This window comes from Cryobacterium sp. Sr8 (assembly GCF_004403225.1).
Taxonomy (GTDB): Bacteria; Actinomycetota; Actinomycetes; order Actinomycetales; family Microbacteriaceae; genus Cryobacterium; species Cryobacterium psychrotolerans.
The window spans coordinates 48913-60960 of sequence record NZ_SOHO01000060.1 but is presented as its reverse complement, the minus strand read 5'-3'; the positions used below and the strand labels follow the sequence as shown (position 1 = coordinate 60960).

At 66.1% G+C, this 12048-nt stretch carries 11 protein-coding genes and 1 pseudogene; 4 read left to right on the top strand and 8 right to left on the bottom strand.

Annotated features, from left to right (window positions below; genetic code table 11):
- Positions 1 to 144: 144 nt before the first annotated feature.
- The 3 genes from E3T54_RS12555 to E3T54_RS12545 are packed head-to-tail and all read right to left on the bottom strand — an operon-like array spanning position 145 to position 2322.
- Positions 145 to 399 carry an SDR family NAD(P)-dependent oxidoreductase gene (locus E3T54_RS12555; RefSeq protein WP_134475986.1) on the bottom strand — a complete coding sequence of 85 codons (255 nt, stop codon included), beginning with the start codon at positions 397 to 399 and terminating at the stop codon, positions 145 to 147.
- A complete protein-coding gene (locus E3T54_RS12550; RefSeq protein ID WP_134475985.1) occupies positions 347 to 751 on the bottom strand; it encodes a nuclear transport factor 2 family protein in 405 nt (134 codons plus the stop codon). Before E3T54_RS12550 ends, E3T54_RS12555 begins: the two co-directional genes overlap by 53 nt.
- Complete coding sequence (locus tag E3T54_RS12545; protein ID WP_134475984.1) at positions 748 to 2322, bottom strand: cytosine permease; 1575 nt, start codon at positions 2320 to 2322, stop codon at positions 748 to 750. The genes E3T54_RS12550 and E3T54_RS12545 overlap by 4 nt, the downstream gene beginning before the upstream one ends.
- A gap of 132 nt (positions 2323 to 2454) precedes the next feature.
- Between E3T54_RS12545 and E3T54_RS12540 the strand changes: the two genes are divergently transcribed.
- Both E3T54_RS12540 and E3T54_RS12535 read left to right on the top strand, forming a co-directional pair.
- The gene (locus tag E3T54_RS12540; RefSeq protein WP_134475983.1) at positions 2455 to 3123 is read left to right on the top strand and encodes a cyclase family protein; all 669 of its coding nucleotides are present in this window, start codon (positions 2455 to 2457) and stop codon (positions 3121 to 3123) included.
- 9 nt (positions 3124 to 3132) lie between these two features.
- Complete coding sequence (locus E3T54_RS12535) at positions 3133 to 3681, top strand: helix-turn-helix domain-containing protein (RefSeq protein WP_134475982.1); 549 nt, start codon at positions 3133 to 3135, stop codon at positions 3679 to 3681.
- A gap of 22 nt (positions 3682 to 3703) precedes the next feature.
- Here E3T54_RS12535 and E3T54_RS12530 read toward each other — a convergent pair.
- Positions 3704 to 4042: pseudogene (locus tag E3T54_RS12530) on the bottom strand (arginase family protein); the annotation flags it as partial.
- An 18-nt stretch (positions 4043 to 4060) separates the two neighbouring features.
- Between E3T54_RS12530 and E3T54_RS12525 the strand changes: the two are divergent.
- Together E3T54_RS12525 and E3T54_RS12520 are read left to right on the top strand one after the other, a co-directional pair.
- Positions 4061 to 5701: a hypothetical protein gene (locus tag E3T54_RS12525; RefSeq protein ID WP_134475981.1), complete on the top strand. Its 1641-nt coding sequence runs from the start codon at positions 4061 to 4063 to the stop codon at positions 5699 to 5701.
- Complete coding sequence (locus tag E3T54_RS12520; RefSeq protein ID WP_166804917.1) at positions 5686 to 6075, top strand: adenylate/guanylate cyclase domain-containing protein; 390 nt, start codon at positions 5686 to 5688, stop codon at positions 6073 to 6075. The genes E3T54_RS12525 and E3T54_RS12520 overlap by 16 nt, the downstream gene beginning before the upstream one ends.
- 90 nt (positions 6076 to 6165) lie before the next feature.
- On the opposite strand, the gene E3T54_RS12515 is transcribed toward E3T54_RS12520, so the two are convergent.
- From E3T54_RS12515 to E3T54_RS12500, 4 genes are all read right to left on the bottom strand, one after another.
- Complete coding sequence (locus E3T54_RS12515; RefSeq protein WP_134475979.1) at positions 6166 to 6975, bottom strand: hypothetical protein; 810 nt, start codon at positions 6973 to 6975, stop codon at positions 6166 to 6168.
- Positions 6976 to 7077: 102 nt separating this feature from the next.
- A complete protein-coding gene (locus E3T54_RS12510) occupies positions 7078 to 9411 on the bottom strand; it encodes a hydantoinase B/oxoprolinase family protein (RefSeq protein ID WP_134475978.1) in 2334 nt (777 codons plus the stop codon).
- Positions 9412 to 9463: 52 nt separating this feature from the next.
- Complete coding sequence (locus E3T54_RS12505; RefSeq protein WP_134475977.1) at positions 9464 to 11590, bottom strand: hydantoinase/oxoprolinase family protein; 2127 nt, start codon at positions 11588 to 11590, stop codon at positions 9464 to 9466.
- A gap of 1 nt (position 11591) precedes the next feature.
- Complete coding sequence (locus E3T54_RS12500; protein ID WP_134475976.1) at positions 11592 to 12041, bottom strand: acetone carboxylase subunit gamma; 450 nt, start codon at positions 12039 to 12041, stop codon at positions 11592 to 11594.
- Between the last annotated feature and the right edge of the window lie 7 nt (positions 12042 to 12048).

Genomic DNA, 12048 nt, shown 5'->3' with positions numbered 1-12048 from the left:
CCGTGCACGGCCGCGGCCGCAGCCGAGTTCGGCCGCTCGTCGCACCCCAACCGGCGCCCATGGTGGGGATCCGGCCGTCTCCACCGAGCCTGAGCGCCGGAACCGCAGCTCGCACGAGCCGGAGGACCGGGGACAGCGCCGCGTCTACCGCGGCGAACCACTCTCCCGGACCATGGAGCCGGAACGGCAGCGCGGCGGGCACGGGGAATCACTCGAGAGCATGGGCGTGTCGGCCGCCCCAGGCGCGACCGTGTTGACGATCACTCCGGAGTCGGCCCGCTCGAGGCCAAGGCTTCGACTGAAGCCCACGATGGCTCCCTTTGTGGCGGCATAGTGCGCGTCGTCGTTACGAGCCCGGCCTCTGGGAAAGGTGCTCGTGCACGCAGAGCCAGACGCCATCGCGTTTTTCGAGGACGATCGATTCACGTTCAAATACCGTGTCGGTGAGGCCGTCGACTTCCACGACCGACGTCACGTCGTGGCTGAAGACGGCGGCGTTCCCGAAGACCTGTATGTGCCGGTCGGTCGAGGTGCAGTCATGCACTCGGAAGCCGCTCGAAGCCTCCCACTCGTCCCACAGCTCCTCATAGGCTTTCCTGGAATCGAGTCGGCGCGGGACGGTGTGGAATACGAAGGTGGCGTCCGGTGAGAACCGGGCGAAGTACGCGTCCCGCCGGTGGTTGCCGAAGTCGTCGATAATCGCGTCGACGACGCTGAGCACCTGGGCGACGTTCGCCGAATCAGCTGTCATTGGGTTTCCAGCTCCCTGCGTGCGGTGGTCTTTGCCGCCGTGGAGCTGTGGTCCAAGACGATGTCTTGCGGAGTTCCGGCCGCGGCCGGCACCAGGCGCGGACCGGCGGAGTCGAAGACGTAACGCGGTTCGGGGAAGAGCCACAGCGCGCCGAGGTAGAGCACGGCGCCGGCGACGACGGCGGTGACGAGGCTGAGGTCGATGCCGCCACCGGCATTAATGAACGGGCCGACGATGATGGGCGGGTAGTTGGCGAAGAGGAGGCCGATCACGGCCGCCCCGATCCAGGCGACCATGCCACGCCAGTTCACGCCGGAATTGAACCAGTATGTGCCGCCGATTTCGCCCTTGTTGAAAACCTGTAGGTTGCGGGCGTCGAAGTGACCGCGGCGCACGAAGTAGCCGATTGCCATGATGACCATCCACGGCGTCGTCGTCACGATGATCGCTCCGACGAAGGCGTTGACCGCGCCCAAAAGGTCGAAGAACAGTCGTCCGGTGAGGATGAAGAGAAAAGCGATGACGCCGATGCTGATCGTGGCCTGCACGCGGCTGAACCTCGGAAAGACCGAGGAGAAGTCGAGCCCCGTGCCATAGAGCGATGTCGTGCCGGTCGAGAGCCCACCGATGAAGGCGACGGCCATCAGGAGCACGGCGTACCAGATCGGCGAGGCCTGGATCAGGGCGAAGACGTAGTCCGCCTTGCCGGCCACGAGCGTCGCGGTGGCGACGCCGAACAGGAATGGCACCAGGGTGAGCAGCTGACCGAGGAAGGTGGCCATGAGCAGCTTCCGCTGCGGCGTGTTCTTCGGGATGTACCGTGACCAGTCGCCGAGGAAAGCTCCGAAGGAGATCGGGTTGCTCATGACGATGAGGGCCGCGGCGACGAAGGTCGGCCAGAAGCCACCGAGGGCGAACGCCGAGGGGCCCGGGTTGTAGCCAGCGTCGAAAGTGCCGGAGAAGGCGACGACCGCCAGCAGGATGAGCGCCGTGTTCGCGATCACGGCCGTCTTGTTGACGAAGAGCATGAACTGGAATCCGTAGACCACGACGACGATCACGAGGACGCCAATGACACCGTAGACGAGGGTGCGGAGGCCGATCGAATCCGGGATCCCGGCGAGACGGTTGAGCCCGCCAACGAGGGCGTCACCGCTCACCCAGACCGAAATCGAATAGAACGCGATGGCGGTGAGGAGCGACAGGAACGAACCGACCACGCGGCCGCGAACACCAAAGAAGGCCCCGGATGAGACCGCGTTGTTCGTGCCGGTCTTCGGTCCGAACAGGCCCATCGGCATGAGGAACACGGTACCGACTAAGACGCCCGTCACCGTCGCGAGGACCGCTTGCCAGAAAGAAAGTCCGAGCACGATCGGAAAGGTCCCGAGCAGCACTGTCGCGAACGTGTTCGCGCCGCCGAACTGGATCCGCAGCAGGTCGACCCATGTGGAGGTGCGGTCGGCGTCCGGGATCGTGTCGATACCGTGCCTCTCGACCTCTGTGGCTTTGGGTCGGGCATTCAGGACGACCGTACCGCGGTCCTCGACAGCAACATCGTTGTCGCTCATTGTGATCACCTTTGATTTGTTGGGGCAAGTGGATTGCCCGGGCGAGGAGAGGGCCACACCGACGCCCGACTCAGGATTGAAGTTGGCTCGACAGTAGTCGTCTTCTTGCCCTGAATGCAATAGTTTTTGACCATGAGGATAAACAAAGTCGTTGACCTGTCTGTTGTCGTCAATGCCGGGACGCAGGTGTACCCCGGCGACCCGCTCCCGCAATTCACAGTGCACAGCACGATTGAGCAGGACGGCTTCAACCTTCTGAGCGTGAGCATCGGCTCCCAGACCGGAACGCATGTCGACGCTCCCTACCACTTCGACGCATCCGCTCCGAAGCTCGACGAGCTTCCTCTTGAGCGCTTCATCGGGCCCGGTGTCATCGTCGACGCGCGCGGTGTCGGAGCCCGGGGTCGCATCACCTGGGAGCACATCGCGCCGGTCGCCGATCAGCTGGAGACGGGCTCGATTGTCTTGCTGCACACGGGGTGGAGCGAGCACTACGGCACCGAGCTGTACTTCGACAACCCTTATCTCGACGCCGCCGCCTGCGCGCGCCTCATCGGCCTCGGCATACGCACGTTCGGCATCGACGCGATCAACATCGATGAGACTCCGGACGACACACACCCAGGCGAGGGCTTCCCCGTGCACCACCTCATCGCCGCCGCATCCGGGGTCATCAGTGAGAACCTCACCAATCTGGCGGCCATCGGCTTCTCGCGTCCGGTGATTTCCCTGCTTCCGATAGCCTTTGAAGCAGCCGATGGCGCTCCAGTCCGTGCGGTTGCAATGCACATCGAGGCATAGGGACACACCATGGCACGACAGGTTCCGATCGGAGCGAGGCTGCGCGCAGCGAGGCTCGGCAAGGGCCTCACGCTCGAAGTCGTCGCCGCTGCGGCCGGAATCACACAGGGTTTCATCAGCCGCCTCGAACGCGACCAGGTATCGCCCTCCGTCGCGACGCTCGTTGCAATTTGCGACGCAGTCGGACTGCGCGTGGGTGACCTCTTCGAAGCGCCGCCGACCCAGATCGTTCGGGCGGGCCACGGGTCCCCGATCAATTTCGGCGGCCGCGGGGCGTGCGAACTCCTTCTGACTCCGTCCAACCAGGGCCAGATGGAGGTCATCCAGTCGGTGATCGCCCCCGGCGGGTCGGCAGGCCCCGACCTCTACGCGCTCGACTGCGACGTCGAGTTCGTCTTCGTCCTGCGCGGCACCGTCGAGATTGTGATCGGTGAGGAGACCTTCTCCCTCGGAACCGGGGATGCCATGACGTTCCGGGGACGCGATCCACACACGTGGCGCAACAGCTCATCGGCCGAGGAGTGCGAAGTGCTGTGGGTCCTGGCACCCTCCCCCTAGCGTTCCGGCCCCGGCTGGTCGACGCGCGGATTCCAACCTCGCTCGGCGTCAGGTCGATGAGGCCCTCCTCGGACGCGCGACGGAACGGGGTGCCGTGGGCAACGCGGGCGCCGCAATCCATATCCCCCGTGTCGACGTGGGCATCGAAGTGCAGCATCGCGATCGGCCCGTACCGTTCGGCGGCCACCCGCAACAGCGGCAGGGCGATCGTGTGGTCACCGCCGATCACCACCAGACGGGTACCTCCGGCCGAAAGCTCGGATGCTGCCCGCTGGATCTGGGACACGGCTTCCGTGATGTTGATGCATTCGCGCTGCGTGGGACCGCAGGGTGCGCTGCCGCAAGTGACCGGCGCACCAATCGGGTGCAGAATGACCGCATGGCGACGAAGTCATCTTCACCGGCGCCTGCGGCGCCCACCCTGGTTGAGCAGGGTCGCGTCGCCCTTACGCGCCATGCGTGGGGGGAGGCATTCGAGCACCTGGCCACGGCCGACGCCCAGGGCCAGCTGGATGCGGGCGACCTCGAACTCCTGGCGACAGCGGCGTGGTGGACGGGTCAGCTGCCCCAGGCCATCGAGGTCCGCGAACGCAGCTATGCCGCCGCGATGAAGGCCAACCGGCCCGAGGCGGCCGCCATGGCGGCGGTCGCCCTGGCGCGTGACAACGTCTACCGGGCTGCCGATTCCATGTCGGCCGCCTGGGCCCGCCGCGCCGAGGGATTGCTCGAGAGTGTGCCGGAAAACGCCGCGCATGGCTGGCTCGCGATCGTGCGTTCGTTCCGCGCGTCCACGGTCGGCGACATCGATACCGCCCTCCAGGCGGCGACCCTGGCCGAGCAGATCGGGCGGCGATTGGGGGATCGGGATATTGCGGCGATGGCCCAGGCGGAACGCGGGTTCGCGCTGGTCAACCAGGGTCATGTCGACGAAGGGCTCGCCCTGGTCGACGAGTCCAGCGTTGCGGCCGTCGCCGGTGAGCTCGAGCCGGGAACGGCAGGCGGAATCTGCTGCACCACGATCGGCACGTGCGCGAGCCTGGGGGAGTGGCGACGCGCGTCCGAGTGGATCGAAGCGCAGGATCGTTGGTGCAAACGGGAGGGCATCAACGGGTTCCCGGGCATGTGTCGCCTCTATCGAGCCGAGATCAAGCAGCTACGGGGCCAGTGGCTGGAAGCGGAGGCCGAGGCGCGCCGGGCATCGATCGAACTCGAGAACTTCATTCCGGCCGCGGCCGCCCTGGCGCTCTACCGGATCGGTGCGATCCGCCTCCAGCGGGGCGACCTGGAGGCTGCCGAGGAGGTGCTGACGCAGGCCCACGCGCGCGGGACGAAGACCGAGCCGGCGTTCTCGCTGCTGCGCCTCGCGCAGGGACGCACTGGAGTAGCAGCGGCGTCCATTCGGCGCGCCCTCGAGGACCCGCCGAGAACGACGTCCTGGGACGCTCCGCCGGACACGCCGCTGATGCGGATGCCCCTGCTCCGGGCCCAGATCGAGATCGCCCTGGCCGCGAAAGATCTCGTGACTGCGCGCGCGGCCGTCGATGAGCTGGGCGCACTCGCGGACCGGTTCGGCAGCCAGGCGATCGGCGCAGGCGTCGCAAGCGCGCGCGGGATGTTCCAGCTGGCGTCGGGTGACGCTCCGGCCTCCGAGGTCACCCTCCGCACCGCCGTCGACGCGTGGACCAGGCTGGACGCTCCGCACGAGGCAGCGCGGGCGCGCATGGGCCTGGCACAGGCGTGCGCGGCGAACGACAACGCGGACCGGGCCGCGGTCGAGCTGCGGGCCGCCGCCGACACATTCGAGCACCTCGGTGCCCTCATCGACCTGTCGATGGCCCGGCAGCTCCTCGAGCAGCTCGGCGAACAGGAAGGCGGCGCGCCGAGGCACGCCGACGCTCGACAGCTGAAGACGTTCGTCTTCACCGACATCGTCGACTCGACAAAGCTGGGCGAGCTGCTCGGCGACGAAGCCTTGGGAAGCTCATGCACTGGCACGATCAGGCGGTGCGATCGGCCGTAGCGGAGCACGGCGGGGAGGAGGTCAAGGAGATCGGAGACGGCTTCTTCCTCGCCTTCGACGACACGGACCGCGCGATCGAGGCGATGATCGCCCTGCAGCGCCGCCTGGCCCAGCAACGCGACACCCAGGGTTTCGCCCCGTCAATCCGGGTCGGCATTCACGCCGCCGAGGCGACGCGAGTCGCCTCGGACTACTCGGGCACGGGCGTGAACATCGCCGCCCGGATCGCGGCAGCCGCCTCCGGGTCCGAGATCCTGGTCAGTGAAACGAGCCTCTCGGGCAGCCGGCGCTCGTTCGGCGAGACCGGGCGTCGCTCGCTAGAGCTGAAGGGAATCTCGGGGCCGACATCCGTCGTCTCGATCGACTGGCGCTGAGCCGCCGCGCCCTGCGCTGGCGGTGGTTCTCGCAGTCAGGGGCGTCGGGTGGCGCGCACAACGGCGTCACGGAGGGAGAGGGCCCAACACTCACAACAGCGTCGAGATTCGGGCCAGGACATCTTCGGGGACGGCCGCGGGCGGGATCTCTCCCAGAAGGAAGTCTCCGGCTGGGGGCGTTTGGCCGTCATCGAACCAGAACTCGGGTTGGATGAGGGATCCCGAGGCGGCGGTTCCCTTGAGTTCGACCCCGTTGGCGCGCCGCATACCGAGTGTCCATTGGTAGTGGTCGGTGACGTTCGCGATGGGGGAGTACGTGTCGAGGGGTACCGGCACGGTGACGGGGTCGCTCGCCCCGGGCCTGTCGTCGAGCAACACCGCCGCCAGCGGCAGGGAAGCGAAGCCTCGGAGCCAGTCCGCCACATACATGGATGCGTTTTCGGCGTCATCGGCGTCGAGGTCGTCGACATCGGAGACGCGGGAGAAGGCGTGAGTGCGGGCGAGCCACTGCATCGGCGAGGGTATCTGCAGCACGATGGGTTCGCGCTGGGTCTTGCTGAAGATCGTGGCGAAGTCGATCACGGCCCGGGTCGTATCGGCATCACCGAGCAGGGTTCGGAGTGCGTATCCGGTGCGGGGCCTGGCGCTCATCGCCGTTGACAGGCCGACGTTCCCCTCGAGCCGGTGCGCGTAGAACCGGTCCAGGCTGAGCAGGGCAACGTCGGACCCCAGCAGTCCTTGCGCCTGGCCGAAGAAGTTCGAGTAGGCCATCGGCTCGTGCCAGGGGACCGGCTTGCCCTGGAGGATGACGGACTGCGCGTAGTCGTGGCTGTCGATCAGGACAGCCCTGGTGCGGCCCGACGGCGGCTGGGCGATGACGGCGATAAGGGAGGTGGTCACGATTTTTCCTTCACGAGAATGAGGGGCCGGAAAGCGGGGCCTTCCCGCCGACGGTTGTCGACAGGGAGGCCCCGCGCCGGCGTGGGGCAACGAGAGCTGTGCTCAGGACTTGTGCACGACCGTTTCGCCGTACTTCTGCTCGAGTTCGCGCACGCGCTCCTCAAGACGGGCGATCTTCAGCACCCGGCGATCGGGCACCATGATCAGCGGCAGTTCGCCGAGCTTGCCCGTGACCCGCTCAGGCTCCAGGCCGCCCCAGTGGGTCGCCACGAGTTCCTCGTCATTGTCCTGCCCCCATGACCCGTAGTACAGCAGATCCTTCGGCGGCTCGTCCTGCACGAATTCCGCGACGAACTCGTGGTACGGCTTGCCGCGTGCGATCCGGTCCCGGCGGATCTGGGCCCGGAGCTCGATGGTCGCCTGCTCGTGCACGACGTAGGTCTCCGGTTCCCAGACGATCCCGTAGATGCCCGTGGCGACCTGAGCGGAGATCCGGTCCAGTTCCAGGTCGGTCACCACGAGTTCCGGGTCACGTTCCAGCACGTCGCCGTAGCCGCCGCCGGCGCCCTGGGCGATCATGTACAGCTCGCCTTCCTTCGCCACGTCGAACTGCAGTCCCATGTGCGCGGACTGGTAGTCGCCTCCCTCGAAGGGCTGCTCGTTCATGACGCGTTCGATCGACAGGTCGAACTGGGTGGGATCTTTCTGGATGATGTCGTAGATGTTGATGCCCTTGACGATGGCCAGCGGATAGACCGGGCAGCCGTAGCCCCCGAACATGCCGGGAACGGACGAGAACTTCGACCCGGAGGTGACGGTCATGAAGCCCCAGCTCGGCGTGCCTCTCGAAGCGACGATCATCTCGTAGCCCATGCCGCCGCGGAATTTACCGAAGCCCTGGTTGTCGCGGACAAGCCGCTTGCTCACCAGCTGGAGGAACGGAACTTCCTCCTCCATGACCTCCTGCTCGCCGATGTCGGCCATCGCGCAAAACAGCGGCGCGACGGCATCCTCTCCGTCGCGGAAGGCTTTCGCCCCACCGCCCATGCCGTTGAGGTCGGCGCAGAGGTTTCCCACCTGCTCCCCGTTCTGCGTCGTGCCGCCCCAGAGGAAGTCGTTGATCTGGTTGAACCAGGGTGCCACGACGTTGGAGTACTTCTGCGGGGAGGAGAACTGCATCTTCGCGAAGGCGGTCTGGAGTGCCGAGAACCCACGGAATGACGCCTGGAGGGACTGACCGACCGGGGCGTCGTAGCCGGCATCGGCCCAGCTGTGTTCCTCGGTAATGACCTCGATGGGCGAGAGCGCCCCCGTGCTGCGGGGGAGATCGGGCCACCAGTACGACAGGATCGCCTGGGCCATGAAGGACTTCGTTGATGCCAGCGGCGAGTTGATGGCCCGGTTGAGGATCTCGGGGCCGGTGCCGGTGAGGTCGACGATCATCCGCTCACCCTTGATGGTGATCTTGCAGGCGAACTTGATCAGGATGTTCTCTTTGAGGGTCGAGTCGACGAACTGGTTGAACGTCACCGTGCCGTCGGGCAGCTCGCCGATGCGACGACGCACCTCGGTCTCGACATCCTCGACCGTCACGCGCAGGGAGGCCACGAAGGTCTCCTGGCCGACCTCGTCGATGAGGCGGTCGACGGTGTCCATGATGCGCCGCACGGCGCCCATCTTCACCTTGATGTCGGCGAGCATCAGCTTCGGATCCCGGGTCGAGTGCTGCAGGAAGGTCAGCAGGTCGCGACGCAGGTGACCCCGCTCGACGATCTTGATCGGGGACGCCCGAAGACCGTCGTCGAAGGGCGATTCCGAACCTGACGGCATGCCGCCGGGCTCGCAGGCGCCGTTTTCTCCCTCATGGATGGTCGCGCCCACCCAGGCGATGATGATTCCGCCGCGGATCACGGGCACGAGCATGGACTGGTCCGTGTTGTGCACCATGCCGAAGCGTGAATCGTTGTGGAAGAATCCGTCGCCTTCATTGATGCCGACGGTGGGCTCGTCCTTCCAGTTCTTCATGATGTAGCGGATGGGGTGGTGCAGCACCGCGGAGAAGGCGATGACCCCGCGGTTGGACAGGTAGGTGACGTCACCCTCGGCCGTGTAGACGGCGCACGACAGGTCGGCCCACTTCGCGCCGGGCGCGGCGCCCATGCTCTCGCACATTTCGAAGGCCTCATCCAAAGCGCCGGCCAGGCGCTTGCGGATGCGGTCGATCTCGAGGGGGTCGACGCCCTGCGCGATGCACTCCTCTTCGTACTTGCTGCGCGGCATGATCTCGTGATGCCGCATGATGGCCGGGTCCGGGCCGAGGAAGAGCGTCGTCTCGTCCATGAACTTGTCGACCCACTGCTGCTCCTGGTTGGTGAGCAGCTGGGATTCTTCGTCGTTTCCGCCGGTGGGCACAAACTCGCTGGTTGTCATTGTCATTGTTCTCAAGCTCCTTTGCTTGCGCGTGCTGAAGAAATGGTGTGAGGGGTAGTCAGTCGCTGAGCAGCCACACGGCCCCCTGCACTGTGGGTTCGAGCCGCCATCCCGGTTCGACCAGGTAGGTGGTGTTCTCGGTGGTGACGATCGCCGGCCCGTGGATGACGTACTCGTGCTTGAGCGCGTCGGCGTCGTAGACCGGGGTGTCGACGGCGCCGCTGATGTTGGTGAAGTGCACCTCACGGTGGGACACCGGCGCCGGCTTCGTCTTCTCACCCCCGGCGTGGATGGACTCGAACTGGATGACTTCGCCTTCGATGTAGGAGGCCACCCGGATCGTCTGCACCCGGATGCCCGCCTCGGGCGCCTGCGTGCCCTCGCCGTAGCGCTCGCCGAAGATCTCGGAGAAGGTCTTGATCAGGTGCAGCACGTCGGCCACCCCGTCGACCCGGTTGATGTCGAAGGCGACGGCCGTGGTCACGAGCTGGTTGCCGTAACGCATGTCCATCTCGAGCCGGTAGCGCACGTCGCCGCGGTCGTAACCCTGGCGAACCAGGTCTTCGGCGCCCTTGGCCTCCAGCTCCTCGATGTAGCCGTTCATCGTCTCGTACTTGCTGTACAGGCTCCGTTTCAGGGGCTCGTAGAGCACGACATAGGCGCTGCGCTCGTGGATGTGCAGGGGCCGCATGTTGCCGGCTCCCAGCGCCGAGAACACCGACGCGAACGGCGGGAACAGGATACGGCTGATCCCCGCGCTCGCCGCGATGCCGCAGGCGTGCAGGGGGCCGTTGCCGCCGTAGGCGAGCATCGTGTAGTCCTCGATGAGTCCGCCGCGGGAGCGCAGCTCCTTTTCGATTCCGATCGCCATCTGCTCGTCCACGGTGCGCTTGATCACCTTGGCCACCTCGACCGCGTCGAGATCGAGCTCGTCGGAGAGCGTGTCATCGATGACGTGCAGCGAACGCTTCTTGTTGAGCTGGATGTGGCCGTTGGCGTAGTTGTCCGGGTCGAGGTAACCCAGGACCAGGTCGGCGTCGGTGACCGTGGGGCGCAGGCCGCCGCGGTCGTAGCAGGCCGGTCCCGGATCCGACCCGGCGGACTCCGGCCCGATCTGGATGGCGTGGTGGATGCGGTTGTAGGCGGCGATCGACCCGCCGCCGGCTCCCAGGGTGTTGAGGTGGATCATCGGAGCCGACACCAGCCAGCGCCCGATCGTGGGCTGGAAGTCGTAGTGCCGCACGCCGCCCTCCGGCACGAGGCCGATGTCGAACGACGTTCCGCCCATGTCCATCGAGACCACATCGCCGAGCCCGGTCGACTCGGACAGGTGCTGCGCCGCCCCGACGCCGGCAATCGGGCCGGAGTGGATCGTCTGCAGCGCATCCGTGGAGTTGGGCTGCGCCATGCCGCCGGAATTGTGGATGACCAGCATGGGCTTCTTATAGCCGGAATCACGCAGGTTGTTGGAGAGCTGGTTGAGCGCGTGGAACATGGTTTCGTGCAGGAACGCGTCCACGATCGTGGCCATGGCCCGAACGTACTCACCCTTCCGGCCAGAGACCTGGCTGCTGAGGAGCACCGGGATGGAACCCAGTTCGTGCGTCGGGTACTCCTCCAGGATGATCTCCAGGATGCGGTCCTCGTGCACCGAGTTCTCGGTCGCGTTGGTGAGCGCGATGACGATGGCCTCGGCCCCGTTGTCCACCAACTCGCGCACCTGGGTGCGCACGTCGTCGTACATGAGCGGCACGAGCACCTCGCCCACCGAGTCGATGCGTTCCTTGACCGAACGGATGAGGCGGCGCGGCACCAGCGGTTCCGGGCGCTGGGCATCGGGCATGTCGCCCTGCTTGATGCCGTCGAGACCCTCACCGTAGCCGCGACCCCGGGACAGCGGGATCGTGTCCTCGAAGCCGTGGGTGACGATGGCCGCGACCCGGGGCCCCTTGCCCTCGATCAGGGCGTTGGTGCCGAGGGTGGTGGCGTAGCGCACCGAGTCCACCTCGTGGAGGGCCGTTTCGCGGGAGATCCCGGCGCGTGCGCAGGCCCGGTCGAGGGCCTCGTTGAAGCCCAGGGCCAGGTTGTGGTGCGTGGTCAGAGCCTTTGATTCGATGTAGATGTCATCCCAGACGAAGAAGCAATCGCTGAAGGTGCCACCGATGTCAACAGAGATCCGTTTCATGTCAGTGTCCTGCCTTTCCGTGCGTGTGGCCGCCGACGGAGTCGAAGCGGGCGCTGAGGTCCGTGACGGCGTTTTCGCCCGGGCCGTAGTTGACGACTTCTTCGGGGTTGTCGCCCCGGGCCTCCCATTTCTCGCGGAGCGAGTCGATGTCCCAGAGCATGTCGACGGTCGGGGGATGCCCCGGCGGCAGGTATTCGGCTTCGATCTGGGTGCCACAGGTCGGGCAATAGAACTCGAGGATGCGACAGAAGGCGGGGTCGGGCGAGAAGGTGAATTCGTACTTCTCAGGGTCGATCACCGGCGGGTGGATCTCCCGGGGATCGCGGTCATAGACCAGCGTCCCCTCCTTGTAGTTGCCGCGAGCATCACCGAAGTCGTGGGCGCAGACTCGGCAAATCCATCTCTCCGTGTCGAGGTCGATGAAGAGGTATTCCGTCATAGGGACGCGCATTTTGTTT